Annotated in this window: 17 protein-coding genes; 6 read left to right on the top strand and 11 right to left on the bottom strand. The window is 63.1% G+C overall.

The genetic code is table 11. From position 1 onward, the window contains the following. Positions 1–165: 165 nt before the first annotated feature. Genes DXH78_RS18680 through copD form a run of 6 tightly spaced genes read left to right on the top strand, consistent with a single transcriptional unit; the run spans position 166 to position 5,330 of the window. Positions 166–549: a DUF2946 family protein gene (locus tag DXH78_RS18680; RefSeq protein ID WP_115518774.1), complete on the top strand. Its 384-nt coding sequence runs from the start codon at positions 166–168 to the stop codon at positions 547–549. Positions 550–603: 54 nt separating this feature from the next. After that, the gene (locus tag DXH78_RS18685) at positions 604–2,655 is read left to right on the top strand and encodes a TonB-dependent receptor family protein (RefSeq protein WP_115518775.1); all 2,052 of its coding nucleotides are present in this window, start codon (positions 604–606) and stop codon (positions 2,653–2,655) included. 8 nt (positions 2,656–2,663) lie between these two features. Continuing rightward, positions 2,664–3,119, top strand: coding sequence for a copper uptake system-associated protein (locus DXH78_RS18690; protein WP_115518776.1), 456 nt, complete (start codon positions 2,664–2,666; stop codon positions 3,117–3,119). A gap of 14 nt (positions 3,120–3,133) precedes the next feature. Further along, positions 3,134–3,676 (top strand): YcnI family copper-binding membrane protein, encoded by a 543-nt coding sequence (locus DXH78_RS18695; RefSeq protein WP_115518777.1) that lies wholly within the window; start codon positions 3,134–3,136, stop codon positions 3,674–3,676. A gap of 2 nt (positions 3,677–3,678) precedes the next feature. Continuing rightward, the gene (gene copC / locus DXH78_RS18700) at positions 3,679–4,050 is read left to right on the top strand and encodes a copper homeostasis periplasmic binding protein CopC (RefSeq protein ID WP_115518778.1); all 372 of its coding nucleotides are present in this window, start codon (positions 3,679–3,681) and stop codon (positions 4,048–4,050) included. A gap of 14 nt (positions 4,051–4,064) precedes the next feature. Beyond that, positions 4,065–5,330 (top strand): copper homeostasis membrane protein CopD, encoded by a 1,266-nt coding sequence (copD, locus tag DXH78_RS18705; protein WP_115518779.1) that lies wholly within the window; start codon positions 4,065–4,067, stop codon positions 5,328–5,330. 237 nt (positions 5,331–5,567) lie between these two features. Here copD and DXH78_RS18710 read toward each other — a convergent pair whose 3' ends face one another. The 11 genes from DXH78_RS18710 to nuoH form a co-directional block, all read right to left on the bottom strand. Continuing rightward, positions 5,568–5,840: a DUF1467 family protein gene (locus tag DXH78_RS18710; protein WP_115518780.1), complete on the bottom strand. Its 273-nt coding sequence runs from the start codon at positions 5,838–5,840 to the stop codon at positions 5,568–5,570. 29 nt (positions 5,841–5,869) lie between these two features. Beyond that, on the bottom strand, positions 5,870–6,274 hold the full coding sequence (gene mce / locus DXH78_RS18715; RefSeq protein ID WP_115518781.1) for a methylmalonyl-CoA epimerase: 405 nt from the start codon (positions 6,272–6,274) through the stop codon (positions 5,870–5,872). Between the two features lie 39 nt (positions 6,275–6,313). Beyond that, positions 6,314–7,996: a ribonuclease J gene (locus DXH78_RS18720; RefSeq protein WP_115518782.1), complete on the bottom strand. Its 1,683-nt coding sequence runs from the start codon at positions 7,994–7,996 to the stop codon at positions 6,314–6,316. Then, entirely contained in the window at positions 7,993–8,748 is a 756-nt protein-coding gene (locus DXH78_RS18725) for a biotin--[acetyl-CoA-carboxylase] ligase (protein ID WP_115518783.1), read from the bottom strand. Before DXH78_RS18725 ends, DXH78_RS18720 begins: the two co-directional genes overlap by 4 nt. Positions 8,749–8,809: 61 nt before the next feature. Continuing rightward, positions 8,810–10,249 (bottom strand): NADH-quinone oxidoreductase subunit NuoN, encoded by a 1,440-nt coding sequence (gene nuoN, locus DXH78_RS18730; RefSeq protein WP_115518784.1) that lies wholly within the window; start codon positions 10,247–10,249, stop codon positions 8,810–8,812. After that, complete coding sequence (locus DXH78_RS18735) at positions 10,246–11,805, bottom strand: NADH-quinone oxidoreductase subunit M (RefSeq protein WP_115518785.1); 1,560 nt, start codon at positions 11,803–11,805, stop codon at positions 10,246–10,248. The genes nuoN and DXH78_RS18735 overlap by 4 nt, the downstream gene beginning before the upstream one ends. 1 nt (position 11,806) lies before the next feature. After that, positions 11,807–13,903, bottom strand: a complete 2,097-nt coding sequence (gene nuoL, locus DXH78_RS18740; protein ID WP_115518786.1) for an NADH-quinone oxidoreductase subunit L — start codon at positions 13,901–13,903, stop codon at positions 11,807–11,809. Positions 13,904–13,911: 8 nt separating this feature from the next. Next, entirely contained in the window at positions 13,912–14,220 is a 309-nt protein-coding gene (gene nuoK / locus DXH78_RS18745; protein ID WP_115518787.1) for an NADH-quinone oxidoreductase subunit NuoK, read from the bottom strand. After that, positions 14,217–14,867 carry an NADH-quinone oxidoreductase subunit J gene (locus DXH78_RS18750; RefSeq protein WP_115518788.1) on the bottom strand — a complete coding sequence of 217 codons (651 nt, stop codon included), beginning with the start codon at positions 14,865–14,867 and terminating at the stop codon, positions 14,217–14,219. Before DXH78_RS18750 ends, nuoK begins: the two co-directional genes overlap by 4 nt. Positions 14,868–14,872: 5 nt before the next feature. Further along, positions 14,873–15,361, bottom strand: coding sequence for an NADH-quinone oxidoreductase subunit NuoI (nuoI, locus tag DXH78_RS18755; protein WP_115518789.1), 489 nt, complete (start codon positions 15,359–15,361; stop codon positions 14,873–14,875). A gap of 7 nt (positions 15,362–15,368) precedes the next feature. Next, positions 15,369–16,400: an NADH-quinone oxidoreductase subunit NuoH gene (gene nuoH / locus DXH78_RS18760; protein WP_115518790.1), complete on the bottom strand. Its 1,032-nt coding sequence runs from the start codon at positions 16,398–16,400 to the stop codon at positions 15,369–15,371. Positions 16,401–16,404: the final 4 nt, after the last annotated feature.

Below are 16,404 nucleotides of genomic sequence, written 5' to 3' on the forward strand. Positions count from 1 at the left end.
CGTTCAGGATGCGTTTACGATAGCGACCGCGCGGTTAACCGCTGCTTAAATACGGACCCATGCGATTTCGGCGATGACCTCCCAGCGCTCCGCAGAACCGGCAACACCTGAGGGGCTGGCACCGGCCAAAAGTTAATGGTAGGTGAATCGTCAAGGGGTATTGGAATGCGTCTGGGTTGGCGTCAGTGGGTATCGGTTCTCGCGATGTACGTCATCGCGCTGAATACGATTCTGTGGGCCGCCCTGGCTCCCGTCCCCGCCGCCGGCTCGTTCGATCCCCTCTCCGCCATCTGCCATAACGTCGCGCAAACCGCCGACCAGACTGCTCAAGCCCCCGACGGACAGCCCGCCAAGCCGAGCAAGGCCTGCGACCACTGCAGCCTGTGCAGCGCGACGCCGTTTTCGTCGAACGGCATCGACAGCGTGCTCGCCGGCATTCTCGAGCCCGGCCGTTTGCTGCGCGTTCTGCAGCCGTCCGACGCGGCGCATACCACGAGCGTCGACGCCTCCCCCAGCCTCGCCCGCGGTCCTCCGATCCACAACGTCTGAACGTAACGCGACGGTTTTGTCGCGCGCTCATCGTTTGTGGAAAGGACCGGAATTATGCCCACCAGCCGTTGGCTCGGCTGCGCATCGCTCTATGCGATCGCGCTGATATCGCCTGCAAATGCTCAATCGACCGTTCAACTGCCTCAGGTCGTCGTCCAAGGCGACACCAACCCGTCGCTGGTGACGCCAACCATCGAACGAGCGCAGCGCGACATCGAACAGACGCCCGGCGGCGTCGAGATCGTGCCCGACTCCGCCTTCAAGGACGGCCCGGCGAATACGGTCAAAGACGTCGTTGGCTGGGTGCCCGGCGTTATCGCGCAGCCGAAGTCGAACATCGACAACCGGCTGTCGATCCGCGGCTCGGGCCTGACACGCAATTACGGCAATCGCGGCATCAACCTGTCGATCGACGGCATTCCGATCAATTCGTCCGACGGCCTGTTCGACGTGTTCGAGATCGACCCGACCGCCTACCGCTATGTCGAGGTCTACAAAGGCGCCAATGCGCTGCGCTACGGCGCCAATGCCCTCGGCGGCGCCATCAATTTCGTGATGCCGACCGGTCGCGACGCCGCGAAATTCGACGCGCGCTTCGATGCCGGCAGCTTCGGTTATGTGAAAGGCGCGGCCAGTACGGCCGGCGTCTATGGCCAGCACGACTACTTCATCAACGCCTCGGCACAGCGCGAAGACGGCTATCGCGACCACAGCAACGGCCATATCGAGCGCCTCAACTCGAACTTCGGCTATCGGTTCTCGCCCAATGCCGAAACGCGCTTCTATGTGAACGCCAATTCATGGCGCCAGCGCCTGCCGGGCGAACTCACCAAGTCAACCGCGTTGAATGCGCCGCGCACCGCCGATCCCGACTTCGTAGCGCAGGACCAGCAACGCAATATCGACTCGATCCGCATCGCCAACAAGACGACGCTGCGCCTTGACGCGACCACCATCGACCTCGGCATCTACACCCACCAGCGACATGTCGATCATCCGATCTATCGCTATCTCGACTTCACCGTGGCCGATTACGGCGGCTTCGCCCGCGCCACCGACGAGCGCAACATCGGCGGCTATCGCAACCATCTCGTCATGGGCGTCAATGCGCTCGTTGGCACGATGGACTACCAAGAATACACGAATGTCGCCAACGCGACCAAGGGTGCGCTGCTGTTCTCGACGCTGGACAAGTCGCAGAACTATTCCATCTACGCGGAAAACTCGTTCTACTTCCTGAAAAACGTCGCCTTTGTGCTGGGCGGACAGTTCCTGCATGCCGTACGCGACCGGCAGGACAAGTTCCTGTCCGACGGCGACCAGTCCGGCCGCCGCACCTACGACATCTTCAGCCCGAAAGTCGGCCTGCTGTGGGACGTCGATCCGGGCTGGCAGGTCTACGGCAACATCGCGCGCAGCGCCGAGGTGCCGACCTTCGACACCAATACTTTTGCCGCGCCGGCCAGCACCAATGTCGACGCGCAAACCGCAACTACCTACGAAATCGGCACGCGCGGACGCCGGCCGGATGTCACCTGGGATTTGTCGGTCTACCACGCGCGGCTCAAGAACGAATTGCAGTGCCTCACGACCGCACCGTGGGCGCTCTGCACCGTCACCAATGCCGATCGCACTGTGTATCAAGGCATCGAGGCGGGCTTTGGCTTCGCATTCCTGAAGTCGATCCACGCACAGGACGACCGCGTCTGGCTCAACGTCTCTTACACCTATAGCGACTTCCGGTTCGACGGCGACGCCACCTGGGGCAACAACCGCCTGCCCGGCGTGCCGCCGCATATGCTCAAGGCCGAGGTTCTCTACAAGAATCCGAACGGGTTCTATGCCGGTCCCAATATCGAGTGGATGCCGCAGTCCTTCTACGCCGACAATGCCAACACGCTAACGATCGATCCTTACGCCTTGCTGAATTTCAAGGTCGGCTATGACCGCGGCACGGGCTGGTCCGGCTATGTCGAAGGCCGCAACCTGTTCGACAAGCGATACATCTCGACGACGATGACGGCCGGAACCGCGACGGCCAACTCAGCCCTGTTCAATCCGGGTTACGGCCGCGCCGTCTATGCCGGCCTCCGCCTGAAACTATAGGAGGCCGCATGAAACTCTTGCGCCTCTTCACGATTGCCGCGGCCGTCGTCCTGACCGCGGCGGGCGCATACGCCGAATGGCGCGATCCGCCCCAGGCGAGCGCCATCCGGCACGCTTTGATGGCCGCCTTCGACAAACCGGAGCAGCGGCTTGCCGTCGAGCCGGTCGCCGTCGTTGGCGATCACGCGGTCGCCAGTTGGACGCAAGGCGACATGGGCGGCCGCGCACTGCTTCGGCTCAAGAGCGGCACCTGGACGATCATTCTCTGTGCCGGCGATCAGCTGCTCGATCCGAACGCACTGATCCACGCCGGCATCGCAGAGGTTTCGGCCAAACAGCTCGTCGCCATCGTCAAAGATGCCGGACGTCAAACACCACCGGAGCGCGTTGCGATGTTCTCGCGCTTCGAGGGTCTCGTCTCGATGGACGATCATTCCCACCCTCAACCTCATCAGAAGCACTGACAAGGACAACGGCCATGAAACGCAAATCAACCATCGCCCTCGCCACCGCGCTGTTCGCTGCCGTCGGCGCCAGCCCGGCGCTCGCCCACATCACGCTGGAAAAGAAGGAAGCCCCGGTCGGATCGTTCTACAAAGCGGTGCTCAGCGTCCCGCATGGCTGCGACGGCGCCGCCACCGTAAAGGTTTCGGTGCAGATTCCCGAAGGCATCATTTCAGTCAAGCCGATGGTGAAGCCCGGCTGGACGCTCGAGGTGAAACGTGGCGACTATGCCAAGCCCTACAGCTACCTGCACGGTGCCAAGCTGACTCAAGGGCCTAAGGAAGTCATCTGGTCGGGCGGCAATATTCCGGACGCCTATTACGACGAGTTCACAATGCAGGCCTTCATCGCCGGCGAACTGGCGCCGAACACGACCATCTATTTCCCGGTGGTTCAGACCTGCGAAAAGGGCGAGCATCGCTGGATTGAAACGCCATCGACGCCCAAGACCGGCAGCGGGCATGGCGAACCGGCGCCGGCGCTGAAATTGCTGCCGGCCGCAACGAAGGCGCACTGACCATGAGACGTGTGTTCACGAAACACCAGGGTCTTCTGATCGCCGGCGCATTGGCGCTGGCGCCAATCTCGGCGCTGGCGCATGGCCATCTCGATCACGCGAAACCGGCGGTCGGCGCGACTGTCGCGGCGCCGAAGGAAGTGTCGCTGTGGTTCACCGAAGCGGTCGAGCCAAAGTTCTCCTCGATCGTGGTGCAGGACGCCAAAGGCACGGCGATGCAGATCGGCAAGGCCGAGGTCGCGGCGGACAATGCCGCGAACCTCAAGATCAAGGTCAAGCCGCTGACGCCCGGCGTTTATTCGGTGACGTGGAAGATTCTCTCGGTCGATACCCATCGAACGCAGGGCACTTTCAGCTTCACCGTGAGCCCGTAAGCGGAGCCCCGCGGGTGCTCGAACCGCTGGTCATCGTCCGCGCCGCTCATTTCGCCGCCTGCACGGTGGCCATGGGCACCCTCGTGCTCGCGCTGCTGACCGCGCGCGCGGGGGCGCGGAGCGGGCCGGCCGGCGGCGCGGGCGCCGAACAAGGCTTCCGCGGGCTGGCCCTGGCCGCGCTCGCGGTGGCGGCGGTGTCCGGCGCGCTGTGGCTAGCTCTCATCGCCGCCACCATTCTCGATGTCCCCCTTCCCGAGGTGTTTGGCGACGGTGGAATCACGACAGTCGCGCTGGACACACGCTTCGGCCGGATCGGCTGTCTGCGGCTGGCGCTGGTCCTGATCGCGGCGGCGTTGCTGCTGTGGAAAGGAAACGGCTGGACGGCCTTGGCGGCAACCACGGCGCTGATCGCAAGCGTCGCCATCATGGGCCATGCCGGGGCCGGGACCGGGATGACCGGTGCAATCCACCTGACATCCGACGTTATTCATCTCGCTGCGGCCGGCGCTTGGCTCGGGGCCCTGCCGGCGCTGGCGTGGCTGCTGTGGCGGAGCCGAACCGGGCCGGCCCAGGGCGCGCTCGCGGCGGAGGTCACCCGGCGCTTCGGCACAGTCGCGCTGATCGCCGTGGCAGCGCTCCTCGCCAGTGGCATCGTCAATACCGCCATTCTGGTCGGCTGGCCGACCGATCCATTAGCCACCACCTATGCCCGGGCGCTGGCGCTGAAGATCGGCCTGTTTGTCGCCATGCTGGCCCTGGCCGCCTTTAACCGGTTCCGGCTGACACCGGCGCTGCCGCGGCCGGGCGCGTTGCGCGCGTTGGCCGGCACGGCGCTGGCGGAGACGGGGCTCGGCCTCGGGGTTCTGCTGCTTGTGGGGCTACTCGGCACCCTGCCGCCGGCCGCACATGTGCATACGTCTTCAGCAGCGGTTAATCGTGAGGCAGCTTTCGTCCATATCCACACCGCGCAGGTAATGGCCGATCTGACCATCAACCCCGGACGGGCCGGCGTCTCCACGGCAACCGTCCAGCTCTGGCACGAAGATTACCGGTCCTACGCCGCTGATCGTGTCCGTTTAACCCTCGAACCCAAGAACAAGGCGCTTGAGACCGTGACCCGCGATGCGGCCGCAGGCCCTGACGGAACCTGGGTGGTGGGAAGCTTGCGTATACAATCCGGAGGCGAGTGGATAGCGCGGCTCAGCATCGAGCGCGGCGGCAGGGCGGTCGTTCTCGACGCTCCGGTCGTATTGGCGCAGTGCAGCAACGATTGCTGGTGACACCCCTGATTCCTTCGACTAGCATTCTTGTTACCGCGAGGCAGGATATCCGGCAGCAAGACCGGCGTTCCGACAAACGGTCCAAGTCTTGGGAGGAAAGTCTCCGGCGCGGAAAGCGCAGCCGCCCCGATCAAAAAGCCGCATAAGGCTCGGGGTTGAGAGACAGATACAACGACGAGCAGGGCACGGAGCCCTGCTCTTTTTTTTGCCCGGCGCGAATGGCGCCGAGCACGCCCCTCACGACACCGGCGGCTGCGAGATTCGCTTGAGGAATTCGAGCGGCAGCAGGTCGTAGACATACGCAAAGTACATCGCCGCGAAAATCGCCGCCGAGATCACGGTCGTATAGAGCACCTTGATCCAGACGCGATGAATGGCGGGTGCGCCGGGATCGGTGCCTTCGATGAAATCGCCGCTTTCGTGCTGGCTGCGCACGCCGAAGGGCAGAACGGCGAAGAACGTCACCCACCAGACGAGGACGTAGATCGCGATGATGGTGGTAACGGTCATGGCCGCTCCTTGCGCGGGTACTTCAAATTTCAGGCCTGCTCGAGCTCGACCAGCGTTCCGCAGAAATCCTTCGGATGCAGGAACAGCACCGGCTTGCCATGCGCGCCGATCTTTGGCTCGCCGTCGCCGAGCACGCGCGCGCCCTGAATCTTCAGCTTGTCGCGGGCGGCGATGATGTCATCGACCTCGTAACAGACGTGATGAATGCCGCCGTCCGGATTCTTGTCGAGAAATTTGGCGATCGGCGATCCCTCGCTCATCGGCTCGAGCAGCTCGATCTTGGTGTTCGGCAGATTGATGAACACGGTGAAGACGCCGTGGTCCGGCTGCGCCACCTTGTCCGTGACGTCGGCGCCGAGCGTGTCGCGATAGACCGCGGAAGCCTTGGCGATATCGCGCACGGCGATGGCAACGTGATTGAGACGACCGATCATGGCACTTCCCTACCTCTCACTTGGGGCCGGCAGAATTCATCATACGACGAGCACATGGACATGGCACATGGGCTTCTTGCCCCAGCGCTGCGACACCGTTGAGCGCACGGCGCGCCGAACGGCCTCCGCCAACGCGTCCGGATCGCCGCGGCGCTTGCGCGGCAGGGTTTCGTAGGTCGTCTCGATCGCATCCAACACGATGTCGTGCATCAGTTCGCCGCCGGCATCGCGCTCCGGAATGCCGATCATGTCGAATTCCGGGTCGGCGGCAAGCTCGCCGCGCTCGGTCAGCGCCAGCGCGACAGAAATGGCCCCGCCGAAAGCCAGCCGCTTGCGATCCGCGATGGTGCGGGCATCCGCCTGCACCAGCAGATAACCATCTTTATAAGTGCGGCCTGCCGGCACCTCGTCGATGATGGCGGCCTTGCCTTCGACCAGCCGCACCAGATCGCCGTTGCGGCACTGCACGACCTCGGGAATGCCCAGCGCGCGGCCGAGCTTGGCGTGCTCGGACAGATGCAGCGCCTCGCCATGGACGGGAATGAGGATCTTCGGCTTCACCCAAGTGAGCAACTGCTCGACTTCACCGCGGCGCGGATGGCCGGAAACGTGGACCATATGGGTGCGGTCAGTGATGACCTCGATGCCCTGATCAATCAGACCGTTGATAATGCGGCCGACCTCTTTCTCGTTGCCGGGAATGGTACGCGCCGAAAAAATCACGGTGTCGCCGCGCGACAAGGTGACATCCGGGTGCTGGTCCTCGGCGATGCGCGCCAGCGCCGCGCGCGGTTCGCCCTGGCTGCCGGTGCACAACGCCACCACCTTGTCCGGCGGCAGATAGCCATAGGCATCGACCGAGCGGAAAGCCTTCACACCGTCGAGCAGGCCGAGTTCACGCGAGATGGCGACGACACGGTCCATAGCACGGCCGACGACGACCACCTCGCGACCGGCTGCATCCGCCGCCAGCGCCACACTGCGAAGCCGCTCGACGTTGGACGCAAAGGTGGTGACGGCGACCCGCCCCTTGGCATTTTTGATCAGACCGGCGATGGTTTTTTCGACGTCGGATTCCGACGGCGAGATGCCGTCACGGACCGCGTTGGTCGAATCGCCGACCACGGCAAGGCAACCTTCCTCGCCAAGCGCCCGCAGTCTGGCCTCGTCAGTACCGGGCCCCAGCATCGGCGTCTTGTCGATCTTCCAGTCACCGGTGTGCAGCACCGTGCCGGCCGGCGTGCGGATAATGAGCGCAGTCGCCTCCGGGATCGAATGCGCCATCGCCACCATCTCGATGTCGAAGGTGCCGACATTGAAGCGATCGCCGGGACGGACGATGGTCACCGGAATTTCCGGCACGCCCGCCTCGCCGGCGCGCTTCGATTCAAGCAGCGCCGCGGTGAACGGCGTGGCATAGACCGGCACCTTCAGCTTCGGCCACAGATCGAGCAGCGCGCCGAAGTGGTCCTCGTGGGCGTGGGTGATAACGATGCCGGCGAGATTCTTGCGCTCCGAGACAAGGAAACCGATATCCGGCAGGATCAGATCGACACCCGGCAAGTGTTCTTCCTGCGCAAAGGAGACGCCAAGATCGACCGCCAGCCACGTCCGTTTGTGGTCATTGCCGAGGCCATAGACCGACAGGTTCATGCCGATTTCACCGACGCCGCCAAGCGGCGCGTAAACGAGGTCGGTGCGATTGCTGCTGTTGTTGTTCATGCTTGTCCAAATCCAAATACTTCACCGGCGGTGACGGCGGTGGTGCCATCCTCGCTCCGCACCAGAAGCCGGCCCTGTTCGTCCAGCCCGTCGAAAACTCCCGAGAACTCCCGCTCCGGCAAGCGCACCCTGATGTCCTGCCCGAGACCTGCGGCACGCTTGAGCCAGGCGCTGCGGATCGCGGCAAAGCCTTGCCCGCGGTCCCATTGCGCCAGCCGCGCCTGCATCGCCGCGGCCAGCGCGCGCAACAGCATTTCCGGCATGACATTCGCACCCGCCGTCCGCAGATCGGTCGCCGGATAAGGTGTGTCCGCCGGATGACTGGCGCAGTTGACGCCCATGCCGATAACGGCGGCGAAGGGCGGCCCGCTCTCGGCCTCGATCAGGATACCCGCGATCTTGGCGCCACCGAGCAGAACGTCATTGGGCCATTTCACCGTGAGCAATGGTCCAAGGTGCGGCGCGCGGTCGGCAACGGCGTCATGCAGCGCCAGCGCGGCGACGAAAGACAGTTGCGCGGCAATGGCCTGCGGTGCGGGATCGGTCAGCAGCAATGACGAATAGAGATTGCCGACTGGCGAGGCCCATTCCTTGCCGCGGCGGCCGCGACCGATTTCCTGCTGCGCGGCGGTGATCCACAACGGGCCGCGCTCGCCGGTACGCGCACGCACCAGCGCTTCGGCATTGGTCGAGCCGAGACTGTCAAAAGCTATGTGCCGGACCCCCGCCAGGTCCGTGGCTTCGCGGTTCATCTCGTTAGCGGCGCGTGGTCTTATCCGATTTCAGGATCACGCGCTGCGCGTCATACGCGCACTAGAATAGCGATTTGGCCGCCGCCGTTGCTGCGCCGATGAGCGGCGCGGGATACAGGAAGAAGACAATGTTCAGCGTACCGAACACGGCGAGCATCAGCCCGACCAGAACCGGTATGCGCTGGAACGCCGGCGCCGGCTGGTCGAAATACATCACCTTGACGATGGCGAGATAGTAGAATGCGCCCACCACGCTCGACAGCACCCCAAGCACGGCGAGCGTGAACAGCCCGGCATTCACGGCGGCAAGGAAGACATAGAACTTGCCGAAGAAGCCGGCGAGCGGCGGGACGCCGGCGAGCGAAAACAGCAGCATCGCCAGCATGAAAGCCATTGTCGGCTTGGTGCGCGACAGGCCCGACAGGTCGCTGATATTCTCGACCATCACTCCGTCGCGGCGCATCGACAGGATGCAGGCGAAGGTGCCGAGCGTCATGCCGACATAGATCGTCATGTAGATCAGCACGCCCTGCACGCCTTCGGCGGTGCCGGCGGCAAGACCGACCAGTGCAAAACCCATATGGCCGATCGACGAATAGGCCATCAGGCGTTTGATGTTCTTCTGGCCGATCGCAGCGAAAGCGCCGAGCGCCATCGAGGCGATGGCGACGAAGACGACAATCTGCTGCCAGGAATGGGTGACACCCGGAAACGCAACGATGGTGGCGCGGACGAAGATGGCGATGCCGGCAACCTTTGGCGCTGCGGCGAAGAACGCCGTGACCGGCGTCGGCGCGCCCTCATAGACGTCCGGCGTCCACATGTGGAACGGCACGGCCGAGATCTTGAAGCAGAAGCCGGCGAACAGGAACACGATGCCGAAGATCAGCCCGGTGCCCGCACCGCCCTGCGCCGCTTTGGCGATACCGGCGAAGTTCACGGTGCCGGTGAAGCCGTAGATCAGCGACGCGCCGTACAGCAGCATGCCGGACGACAGCGCACCGAGCACAAAATATTTGAGGCCCGCTTCGGTCGATTTGGCGTTGTCGCGGTTCGACGAAGCGATGACGTAAAGCGGCAGGCTCATCAGCTCGAGGCCGAGATAAAGCGCGATCAGGTCGTTGGCCGAAATGAGCACCAACATGCCGAGCGTGGCGAGCAGCACCAGCACGCCGTATTCGGCCTTCTGCAGGTTCTCTTTGGTGAGATAGTCCAGCGACAGGATCAGCGTGCCGGCGGAGCCGGCCAGCGTCAGCAGCTTGAGGAAGCGCGCGAAGTCGTCGACGACGAAGCTGCCGTCGAACAAGGTGACGCGGCCGGCCGGCAGCCAGACGATCAGCGCGCCGATGCCGATCAGCAGCAGGATACACAGGGTATTGACGAAGCGCGCCGAGCGCTCGCCGACGAACACCGACAGCATCAGCAGCGCCATGGCGCCGATCGCCAGCACGATCTCCGGGAAGATCGGCTGCAGCGCGTTTATCGAGGTCAAGGTATTCATCGCGTGGCGCTCACCGGGGTAACGCTGGCCTCAAGGCGCGCATCGGCCGCGGCCGCCGCCTTGCTGCCCTCTTCTTTGGCCGTCTTCACTGCCTTGCCGTAGCCGTCGAGCAAATGCGCGATCGAGGCCGACGACATGTCGAGCACAGGCTTCGGCGCAACGCCGAACAGGATGGTCAGTACGACCAGCGGCGCAAAAATCAACGCTTCGCGCAGGCCCATGTCGCGGATGCCCTCGACCGCCGGCTTGAGCGTGCCGAAGGCAATCTTCCGGTACAGCCACAGCGCATAGGCCGCCGACAGAATGACGCCGATGGTGGCGAAGGTCGCGACCGGAATGTTGACCTTGAAGGTGCCGATCAGCGTCAGGAATTCACCGACGAAACCGGAGGTGCCCGGCAGGCCGACATTGGCCATGGTGAACAGCATGAAGACGAAAGCGAACACCGGCATGCGGTGCGCAAGACCACCGTAGAACGCGATCTCGCGGGTGTGCATGCGGTCGTAGATAACGCCGACGCAGAGGAACAGAGCGCCGGAGACGATGCCGTGCGAGATCATCTGGAACACCGCGCCGGACACGCCCTGATGGGTCGCGGCGAAGATGCCCATGGTGACGTAGCCCATATGCGCGACGGAGGAGTAAGCGATCAGCTTCTTGATATCCTCCTGCATCAGCGCCACCAGCGAGGTGTAGACGATGGCGATGACCGACATGGTCCAGACCAGCGGCGCGAAGTAGTCGCTCGCGATCGGAAACATCGGCAGCGAGAAGCGCAGGAAGCCGTAGCCGCCCATCTTCAGGAGGATCGCCGCCAGAATGACAGAGCCTGCGGTTGGGGCCTCGACGTGAGCGTCCGGCAGCCAGGTGTGGACCGGCCACATCGGCATTTTCACCGCAAAAGAGGCAAAGAACGCCAGCCAGGCCCAGTATTGCATCCCCGCCGGGAAGCCGTGGCGGAGCAGCGTCGGGATATCGGTCGTGCCCGCCTGCCAGTACATCGCCATGATGGCGAGCAGCATCAGCACCGAGCCGGCGAAAGTGTAGAGGAAGAACTTGAAGCTGGCATAGACGCGACGCGGACCGCCCCAGATGCCGATAATCAGGAACATCGGGATCAGGCCGCCTTCGAAGAACAAATAGAACAGCACCAGATCGAGCGCGGCGAAGGTGCCGATCATCAGCGCCTCCAGAACCAGGAAGGCGATCATGTATTCCTTCACCCGGCGCTGCACCGAGGTCCAGCTCGCGAGAATACAGATCGGCATCAGCGCCGTGGTCAGGATGATAAACGGCAGCGAAATGCCGTCGACGCCCATGTGATAGGAAGCGACCCCGAGCCAGTCGTGCTTCTCGGTGAACTGGAACTCCGGCGACGACGGATCGAAGCGGCGCACCAGCACCAGCGACACTGCGAAGGTGATCGACGTGGTCCACAGCGCGATCCAGCGCGCGGTGCCCTTGGCAATCGGTCCGTTGCCGCGCGCCATGATCAGCACGAGCAGCGCGCCGAGGATCGGCAAGAAGGTGACGACGGAGAGCACAGGCCAAGCCATCTCAGTGCACTCCCGCCGAGAACATGAACCAGGTGATGAACAGCGCCGCGCCGATCAGCATGGCGAAAGCGTAGTGGTAAAGGTAGCCGCTCTGCAGCCGCACCACGTTGCGCGTCACGTCAAGCACGCGGGCCGAGACGCCATCGGGGCCAAAGCCGTCGATGAGCCAGCCATCACCCTTCTTCCACAGCGAGCGACCTAGCCATTTGGCCGGACGGACGAAGATGAAATCGTACAGCTCGTCGAAGTACCACTTGTTGAGCAGGAACTTGTAGAGCGCCTCGTGCTGCCGCGCGAGTTCGACCGGGATATCCGGACGGCGGATATAGAACTGCCAGGCAATCGCGAAGCCGATGACCATCATCACCGTCGGCAACAGCGCGATGTGCATCGGGATGTGATGGATTTCCTCAAGGATGTGATTGTTCGGCCCGAACTTGAGCGATTCACGGAAGAAATGCTCGACGCCGTGGCCGGCGAAAATTTCCTTGAACGGCAGGCCGGCGAGGAACGAACCCGCCGCCAGCACGGCGAGCGGGATCAACATCACCATCGGGCTCTCGTGCGCTTCCTTCCAGTGCTTCACGTCATGCGGCTTGCCGTGGAAGGTCTTGAATACCAGACGCCATGAGTAGAACGAGGTCAGGAGCGCCGCGGTGACGGTGCAGACGAAGGCATAGAGCGCCATCGGGTTCTTGGCGACGAAGGCGGATTCGATGATGGCGTCCTTGGAGAAGTAGCCGGCCGTCAACGGGAAGCCTGTCAGCGCCAGCGTGCCGATCAGCATCACGACATAGGTGAACGGGATGCGATCCTTGAGCCCGCCCATGTTGCGGATATCCTGCTCATGGTGCATCGCGTGGATGACCGAGCCGGCACCCAAGAACAGCAGCGCCTTGAAGAAGGCATGCGTGAACAGGTGGAACATGCCGATCGAATAGGCGCCTGAGCCCATCGCAACGAACATGTAACCGAGCTGCGAACAGGTCGAATAGGCGACGATGCGCTTGATGTCGTTCTGAACGAGTCCGATCGTGGCGGCAAAGATGGCCGTGGTGGCGCCGATGAACGTGACAAACGTCTGCGCGTTCGGCGCCAGTTCGAACAAAGGCGACAGGCGCGCCACCATGAACACACCGGCGGTCACCATGGTCGCAGCGTGAATGAGCGCGGAAACCGGCGTCGGGCCTTCCATGGCATCCGGTAGCCAGGTGTGCAGCAGGAACTGCGCCGACTTGCCCATCGCGCCCATGAACAGGAACAGGCAGATCAAGGTCATCGCATCGGCCTGCCAGCCGAAGAAGTTGATCATCTTGCCGGTCAGCGTCGGCGCCTGGGCAAAGATGGTGTCGAAGTCGACCGCCCCGGTCAGAGCGAACAGCGCGAAGATGCCGAGCGCGAAGCCGAAATCGCCGACGCGATTGACGACAAAGGCCTTGATGGCCGCTGCATTGGCTTCAGGCTTGTAATACCAGAAGCCGATCAGCAGGTAGCTGGCGAGACCCACGCCTTCCCAGCCGAAGAACATCTGCACCAGGTTGTCGGCGGTCACCAGCATCAGCATGGCGAAGGTGAATAGCGACAGGTAGCCGAAGAAGCGCGGGCGGTAAGGCTCTTCGTGCATGTAGCCGATCGAGTAGAGATGCACGAGCGCCGACACCGTGTTGACGACGACCAGCATCACAGCGGTGAGCGTGTCGATGCGCAGCGCCCATTCGATGCGCAGATTGCCGGACACCACCCAGTCCATGATCGGAATGCGGACGTCCGGGCCGTTGAATCCGACCTGGACCAGCGCGATCCAGGACAGGATCGCAGAGACCATCAGCAGCGTCGTGGTGATCAGTTCGGCCGTGCGCGAGCCGGCCGCGGCCGGTTCGACCGGGCCATGACCATGATCGTCGTGACCATGATCGCCGTGACCGTGGGCGCCGTGCCCGTGGTCGTGCGCATGCGCGTGATGGGTCGACGACGACACGCCCTCTTCATCACCGGGCGGCGGTGCTTCGCCGGGGAAACGGGCGCGCGCGCCAAGAAGCGCGATCAGGCCGGCGAGAATGGCCCCGAGCAGCGGAAGAAAGACAATAGCCTGATACATGAGGAGGCTCAGCCCTTCATCATATTGATGTCCTCAACCGCGATGGTGCCGCGGTTGCGGAAGAAGACGACGAGAATGGCAAGGCCGATGGCGGCTTCGGCCGCGGCGACAGTGAGCACCAGCAACGCGAAAATCTGCCCGGTGATGTCGCCCAGATGCGTCGAAAACGCCACAAGGTTGATGTTGACCGACAACAGGATCAGTTCGATCGACATCAGGATGATGATGACGTTCTTGCGGTTCAAGAAGATGCCGAAGATGCCGAGCGTAAACAGGATCGCGGCAACCGACAGATAGTGACCTAGCCCAATGGTCATGCCGCGCTCCCCGCATCCTTGCTCGAGATTTCGTTGGAGCCCAGCCCCTGCCCGGTTTTGACCTTGACGACCTTCATCGCCATGGCCGGCGTGCGCGCGACCTGATCGGCGATGGACTGGCGCTTGACGCGCTCCTTGTGGCGCAGGGTCAGCACGATGGCGCCGATCATGGCGACCAGCAGGATCAGCCCCGAAATCTGGAAGAAGTAGACATACTTCGTGTAGAGCACGAGGCCGATCGCCTCGGTGTTCGTCACGTTGGTCGGAATCGGCGCGGTGATCGCACCTTTGGTCGCAGGCGCAATCGCCCAGGTGCCGACCACCAGCAGAATCTCGGCAAGGAAGATGCCGCCGATCACCATGCCAACCGGCAGATACTGCAGCACACCTTGCTTGAGCTCGGCGAAATCGACGTCGAGCATCATGACGACGAACAGGAATAGCACCGCGACCGCGCCGACATAGACGACGACCAGGATCATCGCCAGAAATTCGGCACCCATCATCACGAACAGGCCCGACGCATTGACGAAGGCCAGAATGAGATAGAGCACCGAATGCACCGGGTTCTTCGACGCGATCACCATGAAGGCGCTCGCGACCAGAACGCAGGCAAAGAGATAAAAGAAGACGGCGGCGGCGGTCATCGGGCTTACCTATAAGGCGCGTCGAGCGCGATGTTCTTGGCGATCTCGCGTTCCCAGCGGTCGCCGTTGGCGAGCAGGCGCGCCTTGTCGTAGTACAGCTCTTCTCGGGTCTCGGTGGCGAACTCGAAGTTCGGACCTTCGACAATGGCATCCACCGGGCAGGCCTCCTGGCACAGGCCGCAATAGATGCACTTCACCATATCGATGTCGTAACGCGTGGTGCGGCGGGTGCCGTCGTTGCGGCGCGGGCCGGCCTCGATGGTGATGGCCTGCGCGGGGCAAATCGCCTCGCACAGCTTGCAGGCAATGCAGCGCTCCTCGCCGTTCGGATAGCGGCGCAGCGCATGCTCGCCTCGGAAGCGCGGCGAAATGGGTCCCTTCTCGAAAGGATAATTCAGCGTCGCCTTGGGCGCAAAAAAGTAGCGCATCGCCAGCACGGTGCCGACGACGAATTCCCAGAGAAACAGTGCTTTGGCTGCGCCGACGAGTCTCATCGCGCCCTCACTTGATCGCAGCTTTGGCCAAATGGCCGTACTGCAGGAAGCCGGCGACGATCACGACCATCGCCAGCGACAGCGGCAGAAACACTTTCCAGCCCAGACGCATCAACTGGTCGTAGCGGTAGCGCGGCACGATCGCCTTCGCCATGGCAAAGCCGAAGAACAGGAACAGCGCCTTGAGCACGAACCAGATGACGCCCGGTACCCAGGTGAACGGCGCGTATGGCACCGGCGGCAGCCAGCCGCCAAGGAACAGGATGGTGCCCATGGCGCACATCGTGGCGATGGCCACGTATTCGCCGAGCATGAACATCATGTAGGGCGATGAGCCGTATTCGACCATGAAGCCGGCGACCAGTTCGGATTCCGCTTCGACGAGATCGAACGGCGGACGGTTGGTTTCCGCCAGCGCCGATATGAAGAAGATGACGAACATCGGGAACAGCGGCAGCCAATACCACGACAGCAGGCCGTAAGGACCGTTCTGCGCTTCCACGATCTTGGTCAGGTTGAGGGAGCCGGCGCACAGCAGCACGGTGATGATGACGAAACCGATCGAGACTTCGTAGGACACCATCTGCGCCGCCGAGCGCAGCGCGGCGAGAAACGGATATTTCGAGTTCGACGCCCAGCCGGCCATGATGATGCCGTACACGCCAAGCGAGGAAATCGCGAAGATGTACAGCACGCCGACATTGATGTCGGCGATCGCCCAACCAAGATTGACCGGGATCACCGCCCAGCCGGCCAGCGCCAGCACGCAGGTGACCAGCGGCGCCAAGAGGAACACGCCCTTGTTCGAGCCGGCCGGAATCACCGGCTCCTTGACAATGAACTTCAGAAGATCGGCGAAGGACTGCAGCAGCCCCCACGGGCCGACGACGTTCGGGCCACGGCGCATCTGCACCGCCGCCCAGATCTTGCGGTCGGCCAGCAGGATGTAGGCGATGCCGACGAGCAGCAGCACCAGCAGCAGCAGCGACTGCGCCAGGATGATGATCAGCGGCCAGAGCGTGGTCCAGAAGAAATCCATCTTC

The organism is Undibacter mobilis (assembly GCF_003367195.1).
Taxonomy (GTDB): domain Bacteria; phylum Pseudomonadota; class Alphaproteobacteria; order Rhizobiales; family Xanthobacteraceae; genus Pseudolabrys; species Pseudolabrys mobilis.

Coding starts and splice junctions, on each gene's coding strand:
- DXH78_RS18680 (WP_115518774.1), top strand. CDS start 166: ATGCGTCTGGGTTGGCGTCAGTGGGTATCGGTTCTCGCGATGTACGTC.
- DXH78_RS18685 (WP_115518775.1), top strand. CDS start 604: ATGCCCACCAGCCGTTGGCTCGGCTGCGCATCGCTCTATGCGATCGCG.
- DXH78_RS18690 (WP_115518776.1), top strand. CDS start 2,664: ATGAAACTCTTGCGCCTCTTCACGATTGCCGCGGCCGTCGTCCTGACC.
- DXH78_RS18695 (WP_115518777.1), top strand. CDS start 3,134: ATGAAACGCAAATCAACCATCGCCCTCGCCACCGCGCTGTTCGCTGCC.
- copC (WP_115518778.1), top strand. CDS start 3,679: ATGAGACGTGTGTTCACGAAACACCAGGGTCTTCTGATCGCCGGCGCA.
- DXH78_RS18710 (WP_115518780.1), bottom strand. CDS start 5,840: ATGACCGTTACCACCATCATCGCGATCTACGTCCTCGTCTGGTGGGTG.
- mce (WP_115518781.1), bottom strand. CDS start 6,274: ATGATCGGTCGTCTCAATCACGTTGCCATCGCCGTGCGCGATATCGCC.
- DXH78_RS18720 (WP_115518782.1), bottom strand. CDS start 7,996: ATGAACAACAACAGCAGCAATCGCACCGACCTCGTTTACGCGCCGCTT.
- DXH78_RS18725 (WP_115518783.1), bottom strand. CDS start 8,748: ATGAACCGCGAAGCCACGGACCTGGCGGGGGTCCGGCACATAGCTTTT.
- nuoN (WP_115518784.1), bottom strand. CDS start 10,249: ATGAATACCTTGACCTCGATAAACGCGCTGCAGCCGATCTTCCCGGAG.
- DXH78_RS18735 (WP_115518785.1), bottom strand. CDS start 11,805: ATGGCTTGGCCTGTGCTCTCCGTCGTCACCTTCTTGCCGATCCTCGGC.
- nuoL (WP_115518786.1), bottom strand. CDS start 13,903: ATGTATCAGGCTATTGTCTTTCTTCCGCTGCTCGGGGCCATTCTCGCC.
- nuoK (WP_115518787.1), bottom strand. CDS start 14,220: ATGACCATTGGGCTAGGTCACTATCTGTCGGTTGCCGCGATCCTGTTT.
- DXH78_RS18750 (WP_115518788.1), bottom strand. CDS start 14,867: ATGACCGCCGCCGCCGTCTTCTTTTATCTCTTTGCCTGCGTTCTGGTC.
- nuoI (WP_115518789.1), bottom strand. CDS start 15,361: ATGAGACTCGTCGGCGCAGCCAAAGCACTGTTTCTCTGGGAATTCGTC.
- nuoH (WP_115518790.1), bottom strand. CDS start 16,400: ATGGATTTCTTCTGGACCACGCTCTGGCCGCTGATCATCATCCTGGCG.